The organism is Dickeya zeae NCPPB 2538 (genome assembly GCF_000406165.1).
Classification (GTDB): Bacteria; Pseudomonadota; Gammaproteobacteria; order Enterobacterales; family Enterobacteriaceae; genus Dickeya; species Dickeya zeae.
The window spans coordinates 1,888,019-1,913,103 of sequence record NZ_CM001977.1 but is presented as its reverse complement, the minus strand read 5'-3'; the positions used below and the strand labels follow the sequence as shown (position 1 = coordinate 1,913,103).

Genomic DNA, 25,085 nt, shown 5'->3' with positions numbered 1-25,085 from the left:
GCAGCCCGTATCTTCAGCTACAGATTTTCTTCTTCTAATTGAGACACGAACTTCAGCTCTGATGCATAAAGCCCCGATAGCGTTTTTGTTAGATATAAAAGATAGTATTCAGATCACCGTTAAAAAGTCGTGCTAGCGACGTTCTCCACAACGCCTGAACAGAACCTCACTTCGGGCCGTGTCCACATGACGTGGGTAGCAGTCGGTGTTCAACAACGAGGTGAAGTACTCAACGGTTGCTGTGCTGAAATTCGTGTTATCCCGTCAAGAACAAGGCTCATGATGAGCCTTGTTATACCAATCACCCCGTCTGTCGTTCGCCACCACGGCGTCTACCTCTTTTAGCATTGGCATCAGCATGTTCAGTAATGCATTGATTAATATGGTTAATATTATGAAACTGGGCCACCTACCCCCTCAATGACCTGACAGTATGCCTGACCATGAATATGGCTCATGTTGTAATGAAATTAACTCTCTTTCACTCCCCCCAAAACTCTGGCATAAATTATGCTAAATTAACTTATTAGTAACATGAAGACCACCAAATGATAAGATAAAATCATTTAATATCAATGCATTAACAAGGTCTTCATATCAGGCAACAGGATAAAAGAACGCGATGACTACAAATTTTACATTTACGATTAAGAGCAGTTGCTTCGATGAGAACTATAACCCCTCCGAAAACACACGCATCACCACCAACTTTGCGAATTTGGCCAGGGGAACGAGCCGCCAGGAGAACTTACGCAACACATTGGTGATGATTGATAATCGCTTCAATACATTGGCGCATTGGGATAACCCCAAAGGCGATCGTTATTCTGTCGAACTTGAAATCATTTCTGTTGACCTGCATCTTGCCAATAATGACGGCACCTTCCCGGCCATTGAAATATTGAAAACAAACATTATTGATAAAAAAACGAATCAACGGATTGAAGGTATTGTAGGCAATAACTTCTCTTCTTATGTGCGAGATTATGATTTTAGTGTGTTGTTATTAGAACATAACAATAATCGTTCTGAATTTAGCGTTCCAGATAACTTTGGCGATTTGCATGGGAATATATTTAAGCATTTCGTCAACTCACAGGAATACAAAGGTAATTTTAAAAAATCACCTGTAATATGCTTAAGTGTTTCCAGCAAAGATATCTATCATCGCACTGGAAACCAGCATCCTGTCTTGGGTATCGAATACCAACCGAATGGTTCTTCTTTGACCGAACAGTATTTCGAAAAAATGGGGTTACAGGTTCGCTATTTTATGCCGCAACATAGCGTTGCGCCTTTGGCCTTCTATTTTTCTGGTGACTTACTGAGTGATTATACTGATCTTGAGCTTATCAGTACCATCAGCACAATGGAGACTTTCCAAAAAATTTACCGACCTGAGATTTACAATGCTAACTCTGCCGCGGGGCAATACTATCAACCCAACCTGAATAACCAGGATCACTCATTAACAAAGATTGTTTATGATCGGGAAGAACGCAGCCAGTTAGCGATTAAACAAGGAAAGTTTACTGAAGAGCACTTCATCAAACCATACAAACATATTCTTGAACAATGGTCTGCCCATTACGCGCGTTGATTCACCAAAAATATAAGGTCACCTGCTATGAAAACATTGCTACCCACCTCGACTGCGGGCAGTTTACCCAAACCCTCTTGGCTCGCAGAGCCTGAGAAACTGTGGTCTCCGTGGAAATTACAGAACGAAGAGTTGATTGAAGGGAAAAAAGACGCCCTGAGTTTGTCGCTGTTTGATCAACTGCGGGCGGGTATTGATATTGTCAGCGATGGCGAACAAACACGCCAACACTTTGTCACCACGTTTATTGAGCACCTGAGCGGTGTGGATTTTGAGAAACGTGAAGTCGTTAAAATTCGTAATCGCTATGATGCGAACGTACCAACAGTGGTCGGTGCGGTGGCGCGCCAAAAACCCGTTTTTGTTGAAGATGCCAAATTCTTACGTCAACTCACCCGGCAACCCATTAAATGGGCATTGCCGGGGCCGATGACGATGATCGATACACTCTATGATAACCACTATAAAAGCCGCGAAAAGCTCGCCTGGGAATTTGCCAAAATACTCAATCAGGAAGCGAAAGAATTAGAGGCCGCAGGTGTTGATATCATCCAGTTTGATGAACCGGCATTTAATGTTTTCTTTGATGAAGTGAATGACTGGGGGATCGCCACGTTAGAAAAAGCCATTGAAGGGCTGAAATGTGAAACGGCTGTACATATTTGCTATGGCTATGGCATCAAGGCCAATACCGACTGGAAAAAAACGCTAGGGTCAGAATGGCGGCAATATGAAGAAGCGTTTCCGAAACTGCAAACATCGGCTATCGATATCATCTCACTGGAATGTCACAACTCGCGTGTTCCCATGGATCTGCTGGAACTGATTCGCGGTAAAAAAGTCATGGTAGGTGCTATTGATGTGGCAACCAATACCATTGAAACACCAGAGGACGTCGCCGATACGCTACGAAAAGCACTTCAGTTTGTGGATGCCGATAAGCTCTATCCTTCTACCAACTGTGGTATGGCTCCCTTATCTCGTCGGGTCGCTATAGGCAAACTCAATGCATTAAGCGCAGGCGCAGATATCGTCCGCAGAGAGATTCTGGCTAAATAATACCGCTGGATTGTCGATCATGAAAAACGCAGTCCGTGTCTGGCGCTCAGCTCAATCGCCAGACACGGACTACGTCATATTGATCATTACGTGATGGCGGATAAAAAGCGGCGAATTAATTTATATAGTGCCGTCAGCCCGACTTTTTAGACCATACCATTATTGCCATGACGCAAAAATGCCGGCCGCTGATTCAAGCGCATAAACCACGCGTCAATAGCAGGCACGTCGGGATGGGCAAACGGTGTCATTTTCCAGCGATTCACCGACAACCCAAGCACCACATCCGCCAGCGTAAACGTCTCACCAGCCGCCCAGGCACTGGTGCGCTGGAGTTGTTGTTCCAGAATACCAATACAGTGGTTCCACGCGTTAATGCCTTCGGCAATTGCCTTTTGATCGTTATACGCTGGATTCTTGCGCGCCAGAGCGGGAAAGACATAACGCCAGGCGTTATTAAATTCGGTCGCCTGCCAATCCATCCAGTGCTCGACGTTGGCACATGCTTGCGGCTCATTGGGGAGTAAGTCATCGCGCCCGGCTTTACGCGCCAGATAGCGGCAAATCGAATTCGATTCCCACAGCACGAACTCATCGTCAATCAACACGGGCACCATCGCATTCGGATTCATGGCGCGAAAGGCATCGGTTTGCGTCGAGGCAAATCCGCTACCGTAATCTTCCTGAACATAATCCAGCCCCACTTCTTCGCAGGTCCAAAGCACTTTGCGCACATTGATTGACGTCGTTTTACCCAGTATTTTCAGCATGCTTCGAAGGCCCTTCCGCCTGATTGATCGTTTAAAAACACTACACCAACTTCATGCTTTGTTGCTACTGGCAACAGAGCACTGCCGGTTACGGCGCATCGTGGACAACGACATCATCAATAACAGCTGTTGATAACTACGCAAAAAATTTTCGCAATCCACCCTCTAAAAATGAAACACTGTTCCAGCAACCTCTTGTTTTATCAATAGTTCCCGTTATTGCGATGTGAAAAATAAAAAAGCGAGGTCGAATTAAATATTGCCAAAGCTCACAAAATATGAACGCAAAATTTTTTTCGTATTGCGCACATTAAATATAGAGTGATTTAATCATTATTGAAATAATCATCACGCGCTGGCAGAAAATAAAAATGGAAAAAAGCACTCTGAATAAAAATATCGACTTACTTTTAAGTGGATTTACTGAATTAAAAGATAATGGGCGATTTAATGAACCCAATCTTGACGGTAGCATAGGCGATTATATTTCATTTTCCAGTTGGGAATGGCCACAGGGCGTTGGGCTATTTGGATTGGTGCGTTTATGGGAGAATAATAAATCGAATGCCCTTTATCAAATTATCGATAGCTGGTTTCAGAAAAATATTGAAAAAGGGCTGCCGGGCCTGAACGTGAATACCACCGCACCGATGCTTCCCTTATCGCTTTTTTGGTCTCATCACCGGCAGCCCCATTATCAGCAGGTGTTGGATAACTGGGCAACCCGCGTGATGACCGAACTCCCGCGTACACCAGAACAGGGCTTCCAGCATGTGGTTTCCGACGGCATTAATGAGATGGAGCTCTGGGACGATACGCTGTTCATGGTCGTACTGTTCCTGGCGCACTACGGTACGGTATCCGGGCGCAAAGAACTGGTTGATGAAGCGGTGCGTCAGTTCTTGCTGCATGCACGCTACCTCAATGATCCTCAAACCGGTTTGTGGTACCACGGCTGGAGCTTTGTCGAGAACAGCAACTTTGCCAATGCCCGTTGGGCGCGTGGCAATGCGTGGATTACTGTTGGCATCCTCGAGTTACTGGACCTTGCCGATGTAGACACGGGCGTACGCGAATACCTAATCGAGTGTCTGAAAAAGCAGGTCAATACGCTGATTGACTTACAGGCAGATAACGGCGCATGGCACACCTTGCTCGACCATCCTGACTCCTATACCGAAATTTCTGCCACCGCCGGTTTTGGCTACGGCTTATTAAAAGGCGTACGAATGGGAATTGGCGATGAACGGTGGCAACAGGCGGGTTTAAAAGCGCTGACAATTGTTCAGGATAATATTGATGCCAGGGGGACTGTGCATAATGTTTCTTATGGCACTCGCATGGGGCGAACACTGCAATTTTATAAAGACATTCCATTACAACCTACTGGGTATGGACAGGCGCTGGCAATATTATGCCTGAGTGAAGGCTTACATTTCGTTAATTAAAAATAAAACTGAACCGTTCTCTTTTGGAGAAAAATAATGGCTATTGAATATAGTAATTTTAATTTAACGGCAGGTAATGCTGTGCGTTACTGGCAGCTATCCGATATTTCAAGTTTACGCTATGACACGGTGGATTTACCGATGACAGGCGAAATGGATCCATTTTTCTTTTTAAGCAAACATAAGAACTTCATTCCGCATACTTACCCGTGCCGAGATATTTTTCGCCAGCACTTTTCCGAGAAAAAGCCACAACCCTTTGCAAGCGCAAACTATTCTCGTTGGTGGTTCCCTTTTGCCTCAGACAGAGTCGATCTGTCCGGCTTTTGGTTCCGTCCAACGCGCGTTGGGGCCTGGGCCAGAACGCTGCTCGATTGCCCGCAGGCAGGTGAATATCGTTTTCGCCTGACAACCTGCGGCGGCGCGGTGCTAAAGCTGAATGGTGAAGAAGTACTCTGGATGGCTGATTACCAGCGCAATCTGGAAAGCCAACGTGAATTCAGCCTGCCACTGCATGCCGGAAAAAACGAGCTTGAGATCTGGTTTGATGATTTAGCCGAACGTGATATTCGTTTCTTTTTCGAACTCGACTACCTCGCTGGCAAGCCGCTACACATTGCGCTGGAAACACCCCTGTCTGACACACAGGTCAAAGAGATGGAACAGCTGTTGGATGGCGTGTCCTTTGAGCATCCGGTGTATAACCGTGGCACCATTCGCCTGGCATTCCCGCAGCCTTCCTCGACGGACTATAGGTTACACGTCAACGTCCTGGGCGATTTTATCTCACTCGATAAACCCGTAGCATTTCACACCCAACTGACCGCCGGTGAGTCGCTGGTCGCTATCGCTGAAAGCGAAGAGATCCCGGCGGACTTCCGCAATTTCCACATAACGCTGCAACGTGAAGGGTTCCAGATTAGCCGTACCCTGGGGGTTGAAATCTGCCACGCTGACCGGCAGAAGGATATCCCGCAAACACAAGAAGCGCGGATTGCTGAAGCGCTCAGCGTGGTCGCTCATGAAGGTGAATACAGCAGCGTCAAAGCTCTGGCGCGTCTGGCCTGCGGCCTTAACGATGAGCAAACCCAGCAGATGCTTGATGGCGTTTTGCCGTCTGTTCTCGACTGTCATGATTGCGCAGACTTTACCCTTGTTCCGCTGTTGTGGTGCCGCACAGTGTGGGGCGATGAGATCGATCCGGCGGTACGTGGGCGTATTGATGACGCCATTCTGCGCTTTCGATACTGGATGGATGAACCGGGCAACGATGTCCAATGGTACTTCTCTGAAAATCACGCTCTGTTGTTCCACACGGCGGCGCTACTGGCGGGCAATCTCTTCCCAGAGGCTATTTTCACTCGTTCCGGACGTAACGGACGTGAGCAGGCGGCGGCAGGTAAAGCGCGCGTCATCACATGGCTGGACCATTTTGAACAATGCGAAATGGCAGAATGGAACTCTGCGCCCTATTTCCCCATCGATCTGAAAGGATTAACCGCACTCGCGGCGCTGTCAGGCGACGCGCAGATAAGCAAACGCGCGATTGCAGCCATAGAGCGCCTGCTCACGCAGATTGCCCGTTCAGCCCATCAAGGTTTTCTGACCGCCTCGCAGGGACGTTCGTACGAACACACCCTACGCGCCGGACGCTCTCTGGAACTTGCGGCCATTTCGCGTTTGCTCTGGGGAAAAGGCAACTACGGCTGTCGCTTCCATGCACTGCCGCAATTAGCACTTCTGCTGCGTGATGGCCTGCTCAACCCACCGAGTGAGCTCGCTGACGTTGCCGCCTGGCAAAAAGAGAGCGCTACCGAGTGGTGTTTTGCGCAAGGTGCGAACCGAATTGCCCGACTGTATCACTACAAAAACCGCCATGCGGCAATGGGGTCGATAGCGGGCTACCGCTGGGGTGAGTGGGGCTATCAGGAGACACCTTTCCATTTACGCCTTGGCAGCCAACCCGAAGCGCAGATCTGGATCAATCATCCGGGAGAGACCCTGCACGGTGGCTTCGGTCGCCCCTCCTACTGGGGTGGATGCGGCACGCTCCCTCGCGTTCAGCAATATCGAGGATTGGCCGTGCTGATTTTCAATTTGCACGAGGGCCAACCGTCCTTTACCCACGCGTGGCTACCGCAAAGCCAGTTTGATGAGGTCGCTATCAACAACCAGTACGCAGCCGTACGCAGCGGTGACGGGACGGCGCTGCTGGTGGGAAACCAGGCGTTTGAGACGGTGAATACAGGCCCAACCCGAGACTGTGAAATTCGCCTTAACGGGCAGCAAACCTGTTGGCTGGTGCGCATCAACGACCGTATCGATAGCAGTCTGGACACATTTAGCACGCGCTTTAGCTCCCTGGCAATGACTCAACACGACGACGGCAGCATAGAAGTAAACGATCCGCTGTACGGCACAGTGCGTTTCTTTGCTGACGGGCGAGTGAACGCCGAAGGCCGCACGCTTGACCCTCAGCAGTGGAGCGTCGTGGGCAGTAACTGTGAACTTCCTCTGTAGCCAACACCCGACACAGACCGGGCAAGGAAAATAATAATGGATACACAAATCGACAAACCGTCTGCACCTTCAGGGCTGACCTCTGGTCATGTTAATCCGAGCAGTCTGCACAATTCCGCACTCGAAGAGGCTAAACCGCAACGCAACTATCGCTGGGTAGTGTGTTCCATGCTGGTATTTGCGACGACAGTTAACTATATGGACCGTCAAATTCTCGGCCTGCTGGCACCGATGCTGCAAAAAGATATCGGCTGGACGGAGATCGAGTACAGCTGGCTGGTCAATGCTTTTACCGTGGCTTACGGTGTCGGCACGCTGGTATGTGGGCGAATTATCGACAAACTGGGGACCAAAATGAGTTATGCCGTGGCGATGGTCGTTTGGAGCACCGCAGCGATGCTGCATGCTGTCGCCGGTTCAGTCATCGGCTTTGCGGTGGTACGCGTACTGCTCGGGCTTGGTGAATCCGCTAACTTCCCGGCCGCGATGAAAGTGATTGCCGAGTGGCATCCCAAAAAGGAGCGCACACTGGCGACCGGCATTCTTGGGGTTGCGGTGAATATCGGCGTGGTTATCTCTCCGGCACTGATTCCACTCATCGCGATACATTATGGCTGGCAAGGCGCGTTCTTACTTCTGGGTGCGGTTGGCTTTCTGTGGCTGATCCCCTGGTTCCTCGCCTTTGGTCCGGTGAAGGCGAAAACCAGTGCAGAAGAGCAAGCCTGGATTTCCCAGGATAAAGAAGAGATCGTGAATGTTTCCGCTATTAAATGGTCGCGTCTGTTGGGCTATCGCCAACTGTGGGCCGTGGCGCTAGGTAAAATGTTGACCGACCCAATTTGGTGGTTCTTCCTGTTCTGGCTACCGAAATGGCTGCATGAATCACGCGGTATCGACATGAAAGGCTTAGGCTTACCGCTTATCGTGATTTATCTCTTCGCCATCGTTGGCAGCCTGGGGGCTGGCTGGTTACCCGGTAAGCTGATGAGCAAAGGCTTCAGTACCGCCAGCGCGCGTAAAATCACGATGCTTATCTGCGCCAGCCTTGTTTTGCCGATTTTCGCCGCCACGCAGGTTGAAAATCTGTGGGCGGCAGTGGCGCTGGTTGGTTTGGCCGCCGCAGCTCACCAGGGCTGGTCCGCCAACATCCTGACCTCGGTATCGGACTTGTTCCCAAGCGCTGCCGTCGGCTCGGTCGTGGGAATTGGCAGCACGTTTGGGATGATCGGCAGCGTCATCTTTTCTACCGTCATTGGTGCAGTTCTCGATGCATCAGGTAACTACTGGGCTCTTTTCGCCATCAGCTCCGTCGCTTACCTACTGGCATGGGCGGTTATGTATCTCCTGCTCGTGCCGAAAATGGAACGTGCCAGTTTTGATTAACCCGCTTTCTTTCCGGTGGCCGCCTCACTCGATGCGGGCCACCGATTGACGTTCCACAATAGAGCACGCCAGCTCAATACGCCTTGGCGTCTCAACACTACCTGCAATCATATCCTGCAACAGCTCTAGCGCCAGGGTGCCAATTTCCTGTACTGGAAGATGAACGGTGGTTAATGGCGGTGTCGCAAAATCGGCCTGCGGCAGATTATTCATACCGATCACCGAAATATCTTCCGGCACGCGTAGTCCTAAAGCCCGTACGCCATTAATCGCGCCGAGCGCCAACGAATCATTGGCACACAGTATCGCTGTGCACTCACCCGGATTGTCGCTTAAGCGCGCAATCACCGCCTGCTCCGCCAGCTCTGGCAACCAGTCGCTTACCGTCAAGACGCGTGAGTTGTCGCACACCAGTTGGCGACAGCGCATCGCTTCACGCCAGCCGTCCTCCCGTTGTTCAATCGTCCGTCGGCCGGGATGGGTTAAAAACAGAATGTCGCGATGCCCACGATCCAGCAGATATTCGCAGGCCATGCGCGTCGCCGAACGATTACAGGGAAGCACGCTGGACAACCGCATCAGCGGATCTTCCGTATTCACTAAGACCGCCGGTTTTTTCAAGTTCACCAACGTATTCAGAAAGACGCCGTCATCCACCGTCAGCGCCAATACCCCACCCACGTCAGGTTCTTCCAGCAACGCCTGCAAAGCACCATTGTTATTATCGTTGAGCGGATGGGTAATCAGATCAACGCCCAGCACCTTCGCTCGCTCCTTTAATCCTTGCAACACGTACCAACTAAACTGGTAGCGGTTATAATCCAGCATCGCTACCTGCGAAATAGCCAGAACGATTCGCGCGCCGCACAGCTCCTGAGCCGGGGTATAACGCATAGCACGCGCCACCTCCTGAATCCGTGTACGCAGTTCGTGACTAACCCCTTTTTCACCTGACAGCGCTCGTGACACCGTACTGAGCGAAGTTCGGCAACGGGTGGCAATATCCTCCAGCCGTACCCGGCGATATCCCGCGTCGCGATCTTCCTTATTATCTGGTTTACTCATATCCCATCCTTCCTGCCTTCACTCAGCGTAATCCCAAAGACCTTTTTATACCATGTGGTGAAATAGTTGCTGTTAGCAAAGCCATATAAATAGGCAATTTCGGTCACCGGCGTCTCCGTTTCGCTTAATTTAATCCGCGTATTCACTCAACATGGTATTGATTGGCAGTGTGGTGTGGCTGAATTGGTTAATATGGGGCAAGCTTGGAGCAATTTTGCCGGTATCCCTCTGAACACAATCACCGGGAGCGGAGCGTTCATAGCGAGCGAAATCTGCTTTTAATCGAAACTTAACAACAGGTTTAATTTGATTTCGGCAAAGAAATTTATGGGTAGCCTCTATAGCCAGAGAGAGAAAATGAAGCCGTTTTAGTTCGATCTGAATCCGCCTCCGCCTTGCTTACCAAATTCCGAAGCGTGCGTACTTCCATAGAGCAATTTTCCAGAGAGCAATTTATGTAGTGTGGGACGAAAAATACCATAATAGCGGCAGACAAGCCCCGCATCACCTGACGTATCATAGGGCTTTACCTACAACAATCGTTGTTGAATTTCTCTCTCCATCGCGAACCATTACAGTGAAGCGATGTTTATCAATCACATAAATTAGATAGTAGAAATTTTTCATATACGGGTTGAATGTTGGTTCGTTATTTGTGTAGTTTTTCCTCTGGTTATCAAGTCACATGTCAACAGATGGTACAATTTAAATTACAACTGCGGTTAAATCCGGAGTACCTATAACCGTGAACGAAAAATAACTCCGGAGTGTTTCCGGAGTTAATCAAATTATACATTAGGATAGATTTTATGATAAAGACTGATATCCGATGGCGTGTCAATCTCTCCCCATGGATATTCATTCTTAGTTCCAAACACATGATGACCACTATTGATGAGTTTAGAAAATAGATTTGTCATGTCGATGTTCTCTATCTCATGTTGACTCAACGATGAAATGAAATTTTCAATCCAACTCCATGCTTGCGGAGTGATTTTGAAAAGCCCCATGTATTGGCCCTGAACTTCATCAAGACTTTTAATTCGTCCTCCAATGCCTACGATCCTTCCATTATCTATTCTGAAGCTTTCGAGATCAGATAGTGGATCTTCGTTTCGCTTCTTCCATAACTCCACTGCATTCGGATCATAGGTCAGGTTAATATCACCAGTACTTTTTATTAAGGATTCAACCAAATGGTGAGAATAAAAAATATCGCCGTAACTTACAATGCAGGTTTCTGTCTTGAGCCACTCACGGGCGCATAGTAATGAACTAAAAATACTTGTTCTTTCCCAGTTTTCATTGATAAATAACCGGTCTGCGTAAGGTTCAATCATCTCACTGCGATAACCACCTACGGCTGCAATATTATCAACCCCGCCTTTCTTTAAAGAATCGATCGCGCGCTGTAGCAATGATTGACCATTTAGTTCAACCAGTGACTTAGGTTTTTCATTTGTAATATCACCAAGGCGGCTCCCTCGGCCAGCCACTAACAAAATACCTTTCATGCTATTCCGCTCCAAATATATTCTTGATTATTTTAACATCATGAGGCATGGCAATATTTTCTCTCTCAGGGTGCCACATAATAAGATGTATCTTTCTTTTTCTATCACTAACAGATTCAATGGAACCGTCTGCGGTCTTGCTTGTAACAGTGAATCCTTCAGGAATATGTCTAAACCCATAATTATGAAAAGAGTTTACTTCTATTTCTGTATCTATTTCATTATCGTGAATTGAAATCTTATGACGAGTAGCTACGTGTCCAGTAACAGGTATGATGGCACCACCAAAATGGCTTAGTACAGCTTGCATACCCCGGCAAACGCCATATATAGGTTTAGAATATTTAATAGCCCACTCCAGAGCACGAGCTTCAGTCAAATCTCTTGCATCCTGCTCGCCGCTTATTGCGTAACAATCACCGCCGCCGCTGAAAATCACGCCTTCAGGTTGAGATAACAGTAATATTTTTTCTGCTAAATCGGCATCGTTTGGTAGATATAGAGGTATCAGTCCACATGTCTGCATGAGCGACAACCAACGCTGGTCGAGAGCATCTCGCCATTCTTGACGTGAAGGCTCATACAATCGCATCATCGTAATAGCGACATGTTTCATGAGAGTATCTCTACTCGGTTGGCCGCACAGTCCATCAACAACCGTTGCGCACCCGCAAGGCGGTTTAGCGCCCTTTCACCTATACCGATAACGGCAGGAATGCCGAATTCTCTGGCTCGGATAGACATATGTGAATTTTCTCCGCCGTAAGCCGTAATGAACCCACTGATGCGACGGGTGAAAATCCAGTCAAAGCCGGGATCTGCATTTTCAATTAAAACAATAGTCCCCTCTATATCGTCAGAATGTGTATTCCCTGCTTTTAGAACCCGCACAGATGCTTCAGCCCTTTCTTTAGTGATGAAATTAGGTTTGGCAACGTTAATTTCATGGGCGTACAGTGCATTAGCTGAATCAATAATCGAAGGAGATCGTAAGCTACTCTTTGACTGCCAAATACGTTTATTTTCCTTTGCAACTGCATCGATACCATCGATATCACAGTATTTCTCATTGATGAAGTAATTGAGTGGACTGTGACTCAGTGTATCCCGATCAATGCGATGTAGTGCTCCCCATGCAGTAAGCGCGCTCAAGGCTTCAGAGACGAAAGCACCATAAAGATATTTGACCTTTTCTCGTGCCTCTACTGCATTGAGCGCAAAAGTGAAGAATTGTTTTACATGTATGTCCATTCCACAATGATGAAAAGCCTTTTGGATGCTGAGTAACAAGTCACGAGAATCAGATGTATTTTCCACGGTTCTCACTGGTCTGGCTGGTGGCGATAGCCAGTCAAAATATGAATCTGGATTTTCGTCATAGCGAGCAACGCGTATATCATAAGTACCTGGACGAATATGACCATGTTTTCTCAAAAACAGCTGTTTATCTAAAAGGCAGAAATCATCGGATAATTCCTGGCCAACTGTGCGGGCGCGCGATAAGAAATTATCGGTATATCCTTGCGGAACAACATTTTCCTGCTCTAAAGATTTTAATATGCTGGTAGCAATAAAGGCAGCTCGTGCTGAGCCAGCAAATATTTCGCCTATAACACTGGCATTACTGAGTGCGATACGGAAGTGCTGTAATGGGTCTGTATCGCGCAATTCTTTTTCTTTTAACTCATTTAAATTCTGCTCCATTCTGGGGAGCAACCGAAGATCGTTAGCGAATGGACCATTGTCTGAAATGATATGTTCCGTCAACTTCAGTAATTCATCCAGATATAGTGAAACCTCTGCTTTACTTAAATTTTTTAACGCTGGTTGTGACGATGCACTTTTCAATGTGAGAGAAGGTGTAAAGCAAGTTGGTACAATGGCAAACTCAATTTTGTCGTGCAAAGCTGGATGCTGAGCAAGATGATGACAGCTAGCATTTACTACAGAAGAAACGATATCGTGTGGCATTGACGCCGGAATGAATGACTCAATGCTATAGGGAATGGCGATATAGGGTGTACCCGCAAATGATGACATCAGCTTGTGACCCCGCATATCACGGTAACCATAGCGGAAACGCGCTGAAGCCCAATTTAGGTCGGTTATTAAGTATTTATAAAGATCAAACGCCAGTGTACGCGGCTTGACACCAATAATTTCTGCCGGATTCCAGTCGGGCATTATGCCAAACAACGCGATTCTTTCCGTGTGTCCTGCTTGTAAGCGATCACATGCCTCTTTCAGCGACTCCGCCTCTTTTCTAATGAGTTTGAGAAATTCATGGTCTGAGCCAAGAGTGTCAAGCGCTGTCATTGGGCGAACCTGAAACAGCACCGGACCTTCTTTCGTTATTGCAAATTCAATGTCCAGTGCAGTCTGGGTTGTAATCAGTTGTACCTCCTGCAACAACGCTATCATGCCTTTTAATACAGGGGGTTCATTTGCCACTTCATCTTTCAATGCAATCCATGACAATACGTTTTCGCTACCGGAAGTTACACCGTCAGTCTGCCCGTCAACAGTGTAGTTTATGACATAATAGGGCAAGCCGCTTTCAGGATCGCGCGTCATTGCTACACCACAAGCTAAAACATCCTGAGCCATTTGCTGTACTAATACTTCGTCCTCTGCAATGGCACCATTATATGAGGCGATAACGTGAGATATCGCTGAGTATAATTCAGGCTCACCATTCACATTTGCAATAGAGTCATATGCCCCCGCTCCTGACTGCCCAGACCGATCTTCATTTCGGCAACTTGAACGAACAATCAGATTATCAGCCCCCAGGCTATTGACGATATTTTCAATGACCAGTGCTGAGTTTTCTTGCCATTTTCTGACAGTAAAACGGTACAACGGCATTATTGTTGCGCTACTGAGAATTGGCGTGAGTTTTGCCAACGTCCCAGCTTTACCATCAAAAGAGAAGGTGGTTAAACGGGTGGACTCCATTTCTACTTTCCTTTTAATCTCATTGTGAACGTCAGGTGACGGAGGAATAATGGCTTGGCTAATTATTCAAAATACTTTGCGAGTTCAAGACCATAAATTTCATCTAACTCACACAAGAAGCGGTGTCCTTTACGCGCAACTTCATAAGGGTCATCACCAAGAACAATAACATGACCAATAGTGCCAATATTTCCAGTATACACATTGACCTTTTGGCCGGGTTTTACCCATGCTGAGCAGAAATCAATATTGTAAGATTTCAACAGTTTTTCAAAACGAGCCTGGTTATAATCGCTACTGATTGCGCCACCATGACGTGAAGCTATCGTAACAACCGTACCTGCTCGCGTAAGCACACTATCATTAATACTGATAGGTTCATCCAGATGAAGACGGATCAATAACTCGAAGGGATCGATATCTGTAATCATGCGATACATTTGAGGTGCAACACTACCCATCATGCGCGCATTAATTTCAACAAGGCATGGACCTTTTTCATCTCGTAAAAGCTCAACGTGATAAAGACCCACATCCAGTTTTAAAGCGGAAAAAATTGACTGTACATACTCTTTTATTTCATTACGTTCATCAGCATTGAGACCTGACGGCATCGTAGCGGTCATTTCTAGCATTTCACTATAAACGGAACGGAAGCGTACTGTGGTGGCGTAAACCTGCACGATGCCATTTTGTACTATTACTTCAGCGGAATGTAAGCTTCCATCAATATACTCTTCAACCAGATAGTCGCGGCTTACCAGGGTATCGATCATACGATCAGATTCTGCACGACCCTCGCGTAATGTTTTAATGAACGACTCAAAATCTTCGCTGGTATAGCAGATGGCAGAAAATTGTTTTGCAAAACCTCTCGTCGGTTTAACCACGAACGGGAGTTCAATGTGTGGGGTAACACCCGATACCAGTTGTTCTTCACTCAAAACCTGATATTCAGGTGAGCGGATACCATTTTTTTTCAGTGTTTCGCGTAGCTGATTTTTTTGCACTGCATTGTTTAATGCAGAGAGGCTAGGATAGCGTAGATTAAAGTGCTCTGCTTCTCTGGCTACAGGAACAATTCCAGCCTCAGAGGTGCTAAGTAATGCATCGATTGGGCGTTTCTCATTGAGGCGCACCAGCAGATCATGAAACTCCTCGCCATCCAGAGATTCAACTTCCAAAAATTGGTCGACGAATTCTAAGTGTGGTTTGAGCTTACTTTCATCATTACCGATGGAAATAGTCAAAAAAGAGGCATCTTTCTGTCTGATGAATGTGACATAACAGCCCATTCTTTTGGCTGCCTGAAAAGCCAGTAAGCCGCTTACAGTGCTATCTACAAAAATAACATGCTTCATTTAAACGTTTCCTTATAGAGAAATAAAAACTCTTACTGCGACAAAAAGAATCAGGAATACTGAAATTGTCGGTAACGCTGCATATTTTGGTATTCTTACATTGATTATCTGAATCAAAGCAATAAACAGGTTAAGCCAAATAAGATAAGGCAACGCTACTTTATTGTATGCAACTAGCTGGAAAAATAATGAATAAATAACACCTGCATAGGTTGTTGGCAAACCACGATAGCTACCTGGATGACTGCCACTGATCACACTAAATAATGAGAGCCTGAGGCAACCGGACAGCAACAGCATCATTCCCGAAGCAAATGACGCCCAACCTGGAATAATGTGGAAAATAATTAAAGCGGGAGCTACGCTAAAATTTAAAAGATCAGCAAGGCTGTCAAGCTGCTTGCCAAATTCCCTGTTTTGTTTTTTTTCAGTTAACCATGTACGAGCAATATAACCGTCTAGAAAATCTAATACAGCAGCTGAACATAATGCAATAGATGAAAGATAAATATTATCTGTATATGCAAGATAGATTGATGAAAGTGACAATCCCACATTAATAGTGGTCAATAAATTAGCCAAATCCATAAATTTCACAAACGGAAATGCTGACGTTATTGCGCCCATATACTTTATCCTTTATTACTTATAGTAATTTCGCCTGCTTAGAAAAGCAGGCATTGATTTATTTTCTTTCTTTACTGAGTGATACGTAACATAAGAAGTATGCTATCGTAAAAAATATGGCTACTACATAAAGGTGTGAATATTGTGTCAGTACTGACCCAATGAATATTGAAGTGATCATTCCAATATAGACGCCAGCATATTGCATAGCGGCAATCATTGGCATGTCTTTGACATTACTCTTTAAAACGATATCTGCCTGTAATTTAAAAAAAGCAAGTTCAAAAAAGAATATATAGAAGAAATAGCTTAGATAGCTGGTTAACACATTAACACCGAGCGATGTGATAACCATGAATAAGGCACTGATGATTGCCATGTATAACGGATTAAACTTCACTCCCTTTCGATTATAAATGAAGTAAAATACCGCACCAACCAGGGCAGCACCACTATTGACCAACTGAAGATACCCAACAAAATTTTCAGGCAAATTCAAAACATGCGATGGTAATGTAACGCGGGATACATTAAAAAACCCCTGAAAGAAAGTAATAAAAACGATGAAATTAAGGAATGCTTTCTTTAACGGCGCATTATCTGAGAGTAGAGCAACAAACGATTTTAATGATCGAGCCTGTGCTTTCCCTTCCTGATGTAAATTGAGTTTAGGTAAAAGGAATGATGCCAGTACCGAAGCGATGAACAACACTGAAATCATCGACATTGCTAATTGTGGCGACATTTCACCTTTAATACTTCCCATCAACATTCCTGCCAATCCACCAGCGATAAACTGTGCTGTGAGGGTGAGCGGTACTGTGGTTTCGATTTTGTCTCCACTAAAATAATACTTAATGGCAACTATGCGACCGACACGTTGAAGTGCGTCAATTGAACCAATTAATAGTCCCCCAAGCAGTGCGAAGGTTGGTATTCGGTGAATCAAACTGAATATAATGAGTGTACAAATAGCAGCAACAAGATTACTCATCATAAGCAGTTTGCGAGGAGAGGTTTTTTCCGCAATACCCTGTACTTGATTTACAAAAATTACGGGTAAAATCATCGGTGCATAAAGCACAGCCTGTGAAAGTATAATGTTCTCGGTTGCATGATAAATATACCATGAAAGGTATATATAACATAAAGTTGAGGCACTTATTGAGCAGAGATTAACTGCCCAAATTAATCGGCTTATCCATACAGATGAGTACGTTTGCAGTGCGCGTTCTTCCATGGCGGCAATCCTAATCAAATTTCCGCCATGTCATCGAAATGAAACATAAGGCGTTTAAAATTAGAAAATTCAGTTTCGTTAAACTATCTGCTTAAACTTTTTATGTCAATTAATGTAATCATTACATTTTATTATTTTTTATGATAGCAACGCATAATGCTAAAAATTTACCTGATTCTATGATTTAGTCTGAACAAATAATAATCCTAATGATTTTATTCTGACTGGTCAGGTTCTATAAGAACATTACACTTTTCAGGTAGTAAGTCTCCGATACTAATCATAAATTTAATTATGGTGGCCTTATGATTAACCTTACTAATGAGGTCTTTTATCTAATGAATCCATTTGATGCGTATCGTTTCCGTCCTCATAGCATGAAAGAGTGAGTCTAGGGATTTTTGTTAGATGTTTCCCTGAGTGCGTAGAATCAGTCGGCACTGCTAAGTACTCTCAATTTAATACCTTCTTATCAATCAATTACTGTTACTTAGATTGTTATTAAACGTCAATGCTTATTATTTAATAATAAATTACTTTATTATTACTAATACCTTTATAAATAGTCTGTCTCTTGAATAGAATCCAGTCCGAATTATGCGACCCGGTAACCGCATTGAGTTATGCCGACCATAGCAGTTATCCCCGACGGATAACCGTCACCGAGATCACCAGAATGCGTTGCGCTGTGTGTTCCTCCATCGGGAGGATGGATAGGTAGTCATTTCGTTCCCCCTTGAACTTCATCTACAAACTGGCTGGTAGCTTATGGATCGTCTTGCGCGATATAGCGGTACTTGCCATGACCACGAACACTCGATGTACACTGAAGCCGAGCAGTACGGCACAACCGTTGCGGCGGGGGAAGACACGCAAAAAGATGTTGGTACAGCAACCTATGATCCCTTTGTCGATCTAAAGTCGATGCTTAATAAGAAGAAATAGTGCCAGTAACATCCGCTTTTGGCTAAGTCCCACAGGCATTGAAGCAGGGCTACCACGAGCTAACAGCGGAAGTTATCCTCCTACGGATAATGAATTGTTCATAAGTGAACGGTTCGAATTACCGAAACACTTAGCTTTCAAGTGCAGCAAGGATTGTGGCTTCTATTTTCTCTGGGGTGGTGAACGGTGCAAAACGCTTGAGCGGTTTACCGTCGCGACCGATCAGGAACTTAGTGAAGTTCCATTTGATCCGTCCACCCAGCACACCGGGCAATTCTCTTTTCAGATAACGAAACACCGGGTGCGCAGCGGCTCCGTTGACTTCTACTTTCTCGAACATCGGGAAACTCACGCCATAGTTAATGTGACAAGTCTGCGCGATGTCGTCGGCGTTGCCGGGTTCCTGTTTACCGAACTGGTTGCAGGGGAAACCCAGCACTACCAAACCCTGGGCGGCGTATTTCTGATAGAGCGCTTCAAGGCCGCCGTATTGTGGTGTAAAGCCACAATGGCTGGCGGTATTAACGACCAGAACCACCTTACCCGCGTAGTCGGCCATCGAGATCAGTTGGCCGCCCAGACTGGTGGCGGTAAATTGATGAAAGGTAGTCATATCGGAATCCTCAAAGCAGAACCAGTTCGACGTCGACATTGCCACGTAGCGCGTTCCTGTTGGGGCACAGGGCATGGGCAGTGAAGAATAGATCCTGTTCCTGATGTCGTGGCTGGTCTGGAATCGTGTGCGATACATCTTTGCAAAGTCGAACAAAAAGAACAACAAACAGGCGACCTTTACCCTACTCTCCCTGATTAACACACTATGAAGTTCGTTGAGCGCGTTGGGTTAATCAATCACGCTCCTGACTTATACCACGTCCGACTCGCGCGCGTCGTCGAACCGTTTATGTGCTTCAGCGATGGTGAAACGGTTGTCATTTGCCCAATTCACAAGCGCCATCACAGGCACTAACAGCGTCCGGCCCAGTTCGGTGAGTTCGTACTCGACCCGTGGCGGAATGGTCGGATAGACCGTCCGGGTAAGAATCCCATCGCGCTCCATACCTCTCAGGGTCAGCGTCAACATACGCTGGGATATGCCGTCAATTCTGCGCTTCAATTCGTTGAAGCGCAGCTTGCCATTGGCCAGAGAAGCAATGATGTAGAGGCTCCATTTGTCGCCAATGCGATTCAGTATTTCACGGGTGGCCTGGCAACCTTCTGTTTCAGCAACCGGAAGCGCGTCAGGTAAATCGGTGTGACTAAGTGACATAGTTGTGCCTTCTTGTGAAGTTCTGGCAGGAATTTTAGTATCCCAGGTAACGATCAGTAACCAGGAATAGAAGTATTTCCTAGTAACTAATTTATACCCCAAATGGAGCCACTATGCGTAAAATCCTGCTGATTACTTCCAGCCCACGTGGGTCTGAGAGCCTGTCTACCCGCTTTGCCACCGAAATTGCCCATGGACTTCTGGCTCAGGGAAGCAGCTCACTGACTGTTCGTGACCTTGCCGCAAATCCGCCACCACACATTACTGAGGACTATATCAAGGGCCGTACTACCCCCCTGGATTCACGCACAACAGGCCAGAATGTTGCCGTTGAACGCGCCCGTGAGTTGGTTGATGAGTTATGTGCCGCCGACGTAATTGTCCTTGGTTCAGGCATGATGAATTTCGGCCCCTCTTCGCAGCTCAAGGCCTGGATTGACAATGTCATCTGGCCGGGAGTCACCTTCAGTTACGAAACAGGCGTACCCCAGGGCCTGCTTACTGGCAAGAAGGTATATCTGGTCACTGCTGCTGGAGGTGTTTTCTCGCAGGGAGTCTATGCACCTTTCGATTTCCAGACCAACTATCTTCTGCACATGCTCGGCTTCATCGGATTGACCGACGTCGAACTCATCCGCATCGAGGGCACAGTGCACGGCCCAGACGCGGCAAAGGCTGCCATCGCCAATACTGAGGCGGCGGTGAAAAACCTGTTGGCGCAGATGGCATGACCATGACGACGACGAAGACCGTCATCCTGTTGGTGCGGGTAAGGTCCCTGCACGCAACGCTGTCCTCACACTTAACACACAGATTCTGCTGTCGTTACCTGCGGCTTAACGGTGGAGGTGACTCTCATGGGCACATGGACTTTTGATGATATTCCGGCTCAGACCGGCCGTACTGTCATTGTCACTGGCGCGAATACCGATATCGGCTTCGAAACGGCTCGCATGTTTGCTGTCCGCGGCGCGAAAGTCGTGCTTGCATGCCGAAACCCCAGCAAAGGTGAAAGCGCATTCAAGCGAATCGTGGATGAGAAGCCCCCCACGATGCCGACCCTAGAGGCGCTTGATCTTGCGGACCTCGACTCCATTGCAGCCTTTGCAGAGCGGTTCACTGCAACGCATGACAGGCTCGACTGGACACTGGTGAGGATTCCGAATCTCAAGGATGGTCCTGCAAATGGCCAGGTTGATGTGGGTTGGTACGGGCGGACCAGGCTCAGCATGAAGCTGTCCAGAGGCAATCTGGCTAAGTTTCTTGTGGACCAGGTTGCGAGTAAGACGTTCGTGCGCGCCGCGCCGGGTATCGCTAAATAGTCACTAAAGAAGGAAACTGGGATCATGTTGCGAATCGACCTCTATACCGAGATCACTTGCCCTTGGTGTTTCGTGGGCCAGCACCGGCTCGACAAGGTTCTTCAGGAACGCTTCCCCGATCTGGTCACGGATATTCACCATCATCCAGTTCTTTTACTGCCAGACGCGCCAGCGGCCGGACTTTTCATCCCCGATCTGCTACGGACGCGATACGGTGTGACAGATCCGAAGTCGGCGTTCGCTCGCCCTGAAGCTGAGGCCCGTGCATCCGGCTTCAACCTGAACCTTGAGAGCCAGCTCTATGCCTACCCAACACAGGCTGCGCACGCCATCATTCTGGCGGCCAGAGAACGAGGCACACAGCATCAACTCGCCGTGGCCATTACGGATGCTTATTTCCTTGCGGCAAAAAAGATTGCCGATGCCGACGTGTTGGCAGATGTTGCTGCCGCCTATGGATTCAGCAGGGATGAGGCCCGCGCCATCGCTCTCGATCCCACCCAACACAAGCGGATTGAGCAAGAGGTGGAGAACTCCACTGCGGCAGGCGTTCGTTCGGTTCCGCACTTCGTTTTTGAGAACCGTGTTGCAATTAATGGAGGGCGCAGTGAAGACGAAATAGCCACAGCTATTGATAATGTCTTGCACCTCTTCTGTTAATGCGGACTGATGTTAGCAATGTCCCCTCTTAACACGGAGCGGACAGTCTCAAGCAGCCTAACATCAGCCAAGAGTAAAGCGCGGATGTGATTTCTGAAGCAATGCTCTGGCTATGAATATTAGCGGAGCGCAGGTAGACGAAACTATCCGTCGGTGAGGGTCGCCTGAATGACTGCGACCCTCAAATATAGCGTTACTCATTGACCGCAAGGGTATCGTAGCCTTTCCATTTGTAATTCAGCATTGATACCAGCCAGCACAGAATAAATAACCCGACAACAAAGAATCCGGCATTGCCCAAATTATCATTCAGTAGTCCAACCCATTCCCATATTCCGCCATGCAGATCCAGTTTATCCATCAGCAGCCCCATGGCTTCTGTCCCACCAATAAAAAGCGCAACAATGACGGAGGTACCTGTGATGGTCATATTATAATAAAGTTTGCGTTGGGGTTTATTAAATGCCCAGCCGTATGCACCAACCATAACAATATTATCCAGCGTATCAATGAATGCCATCCCTGCGGTGAACAACGCCGGAAACACCAGAATAGACCAGACAGACATGCCGCTGGATGCCCCCGCAGCCGAGATCCCCAGAACGCCAATTTCTGTCGCGGTATCAAAACCCAGGCCAAACAAAAAACCAACCAAATACATCTGCCAACTTTTGGAGACGAGACGGAACGTTTTTTGGAATATCCAGCTCATCAGGCCACCTTGTGACACGGCATAGACATCCTGAGTGACTTTTTCGCCGTTTTTCAGACGCTGGAAAGCGTGCCATACCCCTTTCAAAATCAAAAGATTCGCCAAAGCCATAAGAATCAGAAAGACTGCGGATACCGTCGTCCCGATAACACCACCAGTTTCATGGAGCCAGTCCATTTGATTACTGAATGCCGTTGCTGTCGCCGCAATGGCGATAGTAGCAAGAATGACAATGGTGGAATGCCCCAGTGAAAACCAGGTACCGACACTGCAGGGTGTCTTACCCTGTTGCATCATCTTACGGGTGACATTATCAATTGCCGCAATATGATCCGCATCGACAGCATGCCGCAGGCCATAACACCAGGCGAGCAGGCTTGCAGCCATCAAAGAAGAGCTATGACCAAAAGCGATAAATGCCCATACCCAGGCCGCTATGTTAACGAAGAAAAGAGTAGCCAGTAGTAGGCGCGCATGTAGATTTTGAGACAACCATCCAGACAACATAAAAAAGCCTCGAGAGTGGAATTGACAAATCGCTTTGTGTATCAACCATGTCGTGATTAACGCTTTGTTTTTGTAGATGTTGTTATCACGTAACATGCCAATTTTTCGTCATTTATAGCGATGAGCAGGTGATGCGCTGCGCCTTGCACAGGAAACGGAATGGATCACAATGACAGCATACGTTTACGTTGTTGAGTGGCGATCGTTGTTGAGTGGCGATTCAATTCCCATGCGCAGACTGTGGTTTTAGGCGTTCAGCAAAACTTTTTCAAGTGCAGCGTATGATAAAAGTGTAAATTATCACACAAAAGCGGCCGAAGATTTGTCCTGGCTCGCCTTTTGCCTACCATATTTGCTTACCATACCTGATGTTGCCCGACCGACTGTTGAAGCCATAAAAGCGGCCCGGACTGGCCCGCATTTAGCTGGAACAACATCGTATTACGCCGTCGGTTTGTGACACACAAAAGCTGATGACTTGACAATAAACATCATAAAAAAACCCCTAACCATCAGGTCAGGGGTTTTCGATGCCAACACTCACACCACATTAGAATGCGGCGGCAAAAATCTCGACGATTTCCGCGTGAGTAGCTTTTTTCGGGTTAGTCAGACCGCAGGCATCTTTCAGGGCGTTATCGGCCAGAATATTGAAGTCTTCTTCTTTCACGCCCAGGTCTTTCAGGCCTGCCGGAATACCGACGTCGCTCGCCATTTGGCTGATAGCCTGGATAGCCGCTTCCGCTGCCTGCTGGTCGTTCAGACCCGCGACATCCACACCCAGTGCGACAGCAACGTCTTTCAGACGCGGTGCAGCAACGGTAGCGTTATAACGCTCTACGTGCGGCAACAGTACTGCGTTGCACACCCCGTGCGGCAGGTTGTAGAAACCACCCAGTTGGTGCGCCATCGCATGCACATAACCCAGTGACGCGTTATTGAATGCCATGCCTGCCATGAACTGGGCATAAGCCATCTGTTCACGCGCGACCATGTTTTTACCGTCTTTAACGGCGTCGCGCAGGTGGTCACGAATCAGTTCTATCGCTTTGATCGCAACTGCGTCAGTAATCGGGTTGGCGGCAGTCGACACATAGGCTTCGATAGCGTGGGTCAGTGCATCCATCCCGGTGGCGGCAGTCAGTGATGCCGGCATGCCGACCATCAGTGCCGGATCGTTAACGGACATTACCGGCGTTACGTTTTTATCCACGATCGCCATTTTCACGTGGCGCGCTTCATCGGTGATGATGCAGAAACGGGTCATTTCAGAGGCCGTCCCCGCCGTGGTGTTGATGCCGATCAGCGGCAGCTGCGGTTTGGCAGAGACATCCACGCCTTCATAGTCGGCAATTTCGCCGCCATTGGCCGCCAGCAGGGCAATCCCTTTGGCACAGTCATGGGAAGAGCCGCCACCCAGCGAGACAACGCAATCGCTGTTGTTCGCTTTGAGAATTTTCAGGCCTGCATCCACGTTGGCCACAGTCGGGTTCGGCTGCACACCGTCATACACCTCACTGTCGACCTGATATTTCTTCAGCAGTTGCTGCACGGAAGCCGCAACACCGATTTTGTTCAACACGCCATCCGTTACGATTAACGCGTGTTTGAAACCCTGCAACTGAATCTGCCTTGCCGCTTCCTCTAATGCACCTTCGCCCATCAAATTTAAGGCTGGAATGTAAAATGCGCTGCTCATAGATCACCATCCATTTATTACAGAGTTTTAACTTGAATTCATCCTAGCATTGACATTTTTCAGTAAAATTGACCCAGAACAAATTTCCAACACTCTTTACCTCTGGAGTGAGAAATCATTCTTTTGTTTCATCCGAACTGATAACTGACTGTTATTTTAGTAAATAACCATTTCATATCGTGAAATCGTATTACCGTTGACACAATCCGTTACCAGACTGAGGCAATGTGCGCGTTACAATTCATTCACACAGGAAATGATGCGGGTACGGAACTTTTTCGGGTAAAACGAACGAAGCGAGCGATAACCCCGTGGTGGAAAACCGTTGACGATAAGATTAACGGTAAGTAAGAAAAAATTATTTTGAATCAGTCTGATAGGTGGTTTGGGGGGGCTGATGTATCACACACAGACAACGCCGCCAT

Annotated in this window: 20 protein-coding genes and 4 pseudogenes; 9 read left to right on the top strand and 15 right to left on the bottom strand. The window is 47.2% G+C overall.

Going from position 1 to position 25,085, the window contains the following annotated elements; translation table 11 throughout:
- Positions 1-622: 622 nt before the first annotated feature.
- Positions 623-1,600 carry a DUF1852 domain-containing protein gene (locus DZE2538_RS08340; protein WP_038916079.1) on the top strand — a complete coding sequence of 326 codons (978 nt, stop codon included), beginning with the start codon at positions 623-625 and terminating at the stop codon, positions 1,598-1,600.
- Positions 1,601-1,627: 27 nt separating this feature from the next.
- Positions 1,628-2,659: a methionine synthase gene (locus tag DZE2538_RS08335; protein WP_038916077.1), complete on the top strand. Its 1,032-nt coding sequence runs from the start codon at positions 1,628-1,630 to the stop codon at positions 2,657-2,659.
- A 146-nt stretch (positions 2,660-2,805) separates the two neighbouring features.
- Here DZE2538_RS08335 and DZE2538_RS08330 read toward each other — a convergent pair whose 3' ends face one another.
- A complete protein-coding gene (locus DZE2538_RS08330) occupies positions 2,806-3,429 on the bottom strand; it encodes a glutathione S-transferase family protein (RefSeq protein ID WP_038916076.1) in 624 nt (207 codons plus the stop codon).
- A 371-nt stretch (positions 3,430-3,800) separates the two neighbouring features.
- Between DZE2538_RS08330 and bglB the strand changes: the two genes are divergently transcribed.
- Genes bglB through DZE2538_RS08315 form a run of 3 tightly spaced genes read left to right on the top strand, consistent with a single transcriptional unit; the run spans position 3,801 to position 8,780 of the window.
- Positions 3,801-4,877: a beta-galactosidase BglB gene (gene bglB / locus DZE2538_RS08325; protein ID WP_038916075.1), complete on the top strand. Its 1,077-nt coding sequence runs from the start codon at positions 3,801-3,803 to the stop codon at positions 4,875-4,877.
- Positions 4,878-4,913: 36 nt separating this feature from the next.
- Positions 4,914-7,397, top strand: coding sequence for a PA14 domain-containing protein (locus DZE2538_RS08320; RefSeq protein WP_050568666.1), 2,484 nt, complete (start codon positions 4,914-4,916; stop codon positions 7,395-7,397).
- A gap of 36 nt (positions 7,398-7,433) precedes the next feature.
- Entirely contained in the window at positions 7,434-8,780 is a 1,347-nt protein-coding gene (locus tag DZE2538_RS08315; RefSeq protein WP_038916074.1) for an MFS transporter, read from the top strand.
- Between the two features lie 24 nt (positions 8,781-8,804).
- On the opposite strand, the gene DZE2538_RS08310 is transcribed toward DZE2538_RS08315, so the two are convergent.
- From DZE2538_RS08310 to DZE2538_RS08280, 10 genes and pseudogenes are all read right to left on the bottom strand, one after another.
- Positions 8,805-9,845 carry a LacI family DNA-binding transcriptional regulator gene (locus DZE2538_RS08310; protein WP_023639515.1) on the bottom strand — a complete coding sequence of 347 codons (1,041 nt, stop codon included), beginning with the start codon at positions 9,843-9,845 and terminating at the stop codon, positions 8,805-8,807.
- Positions 9,842-9,991: pseudogene (locus DZE2538_RS20305) on the bottom strand (helix-turn-helix domain-containing protein); the annotation flags it as partial. The pseudogene DZE2538_RS20305 and the gene DZE2538_RS08310, both read right to left, overlap by 4 nt.
- Before the next feature lie 52 nt (positions 9,992-10,043).
- Positions 10,044-10,240: pseudogene (locus DZE2538_RS21475) on the bottom strand (IS481 family transposase); the annotation flags it as partial.
- Positions 10,241-10,297: 57 nt separating this feature from the next.
- Positions 10,298-10,408: pseudogene (locus DZE2538_RS21470) on the bottom strand (IS481 family transposase); the annotation flags it as partial.
- A 225-nt stretch (positions 10,409-10,633) separates the two neighbouring features.
- Positions 10,634-11,359, bottom strand: coding sequence for a phosphocholine cytidylyltransferase family protein (locus DZE2538_RS08305; protein WP_038916073.1), 726 nt, complete (start codon positions 11,357-11,359; stop codon positions 10,634-10,636).
- Position 11,360: 1 nt separating this feature from the next.
- A complete protein-coding gene (locus DZE2538_RS08300) occupies positions 11,361-11,975 on the bottom strand; it encodes a gamma-glutamyl-gamma-aminobutyrate hydrolase family protein (protein ID WP_038916072.1) in 615 nt (204 codons plus the stop codon).
- The gene (locus DZE2538_RS08295) at positions 11,972-14,317 is read right to left on the bottom strand and encodes a PEP-utilizing enzyme (protein ID WP_038916071.1); all 2,346 of its coding nucleotides are present in this window, start codon (positions 14,315-14,317) and stop codon (positions 11,972-11,974) included. Before DZE2538_RS08295 ends, DZE2538_RS08300 begins: the two co-directional genes overlap by 4 nt.
- A gap of 62 nt (positions 14,318-14,379) precedes the next feature.
- Entirely contained in the window at positions 14,380-15,678 is a 1,299-nt protein-coding gene (locus tag DZE2538_RS08290) for an ATP-grasp domain-containing protein (protein WP_038916070.1), read from the bottom strand.
- 12 nt (positions 15,679-15,690) lie between these two features.
- Complete coding sequence (locus DZE2538_RS08285; protein ID WP_038916069.1) at positions 15,691-16,305, bottom strand: CDP-alcohol phosphatidyltransferase family protein; 615 nt, start codon at positions 16,303-16,305, stop codon at positions 15,691-15,693.
- A 58-nt stretch (positions 16,306-16,363) separates the two neighbouring features.
- On the bottom strand, positions 16,364-17,545 hold the full coding sequence (locus DZE2538_RS08280) for an MFS transporter (RefSeq protein ID WP_038916067.1): 1,182 nt from the start codon (positions 17,543-17,545) through the stop codon (positions 16,364-16,366).
- A gap of 798 nt (positions 17,546-18,343) precedes the next feature.
- Between DZE2538_RS08280 and DZE2538_RS20300 the strand changes: the two are divergent.
- Positions 18,344-18,490: pseudogene (locus tag DZE2538_RS20300) on the top strand (HNH endonuclease family protein); the annotation flags it as partial.
- 130 nt (positions 18,491-18,620) lie between these two features.
- Here DZE2538_RS20300 and DZE2538_RS08275 read toward each other — a convergent pair.
- Positions 18,621-19,103, bottom strand: coding sequence for a glutathione peroxidase (locus tag DZE2538_RS08275; protein ID WP_038917139.1), 483 nt, complete (start codon positions 19,101-19,103; stop codon positions 18,621-18,623).
- Between the two features lie 252 nt (positions 19,104-19,355).
- A complete protein-coding gene (locus DZE2538_RS08270) occupies positions 19,356-19,760 on the bottom strand; it encodes a winged helix-turn-helix transcriptional regulator (protein ID WP_038913843.1) in 405 nt (134 codons plus the stop codon).
- A 113-nt stretch (positions 19,761-19,873) separates the two neighbouring features.
- On the opposite strand from DZE2538_RS08270, the gene DZE2538_RS08265 reads away from it, so the two are divergent.
- The 3 genes from DZE2538_RS08265 (at position 19,874) to DZE2538_RS08255 (ending at position 21,742) form a co-directional block, all read left to right on the top strand.
- The gene (locus tag DZE2538_RS08265; protein ID WP_038916066.1) at positions 19,874-20,491 is read left to right on the top strand and encodes an FMN-dependent NADH-azoreductase; all 618 of its coding nucleotides are present in this window, start codon (positions 19,874-19,876) and stop codon (positions 20,489-20,491) included.
- A gap of 126 nt (positions 20,492-20,617) precedes the next feature.
- On the top strand, positions 20,618-21,082 hold the full coding sequence (locus DZE2538_RS08260) for an SDR family NAD(P)-dependent oxidoreductase (RefSeq protein ID WP_038916065.1): 465 nt from the start codon (positions 20,618-20,620) through the stop codon (positions 21,080-21,082).
- Between the two features lie 24 nt (positions 21,083-21,106).
- Positions 21,107-21,742: a DsbA family protein gene (locus tag DZE2538_RS08255; protein WP_080638970.1), complete on the top strand. Its 636-nt coding sequence runs from the start codon at positions 21,107-21,109 to the stop codon at positions 21,740-21,742.
- A 193-nt stretch (positions 21,743-21,935) separates the two neighbouring features.
- On the opposite strand, the gene DZE2538_RS08250 is transcribed toward DZE2538_RS08255, so the two are convergent.
- The gene (locus DZE2538_RS08250) at positions 21,936-22,961 is read right to left on the bottom strand and encodes a HoxN/HupN/NixA family nickel/cobalt transporter (protein WP_023639509.1); all 1,026 of its coding nucleotides are present in this window, start codon (positions 22,959-22,961) and stop codon (positions 21,936-21,938) included.
- 550 nt (positions 22,962-23,511) lie between these two features.
- A complete protein-coding gene (gene yiaY, locus DZE2538_RS08245; RefSeq protein WP_023639508.1) occupies positions 23,512-24,660 on the bottom strand; it encodes an L-threonine dehydrogenase in 1,149 nt (382 codons plus the stop codon).
- Positions 24,661-25,085 lie beyond the last annotated feature (425 nt).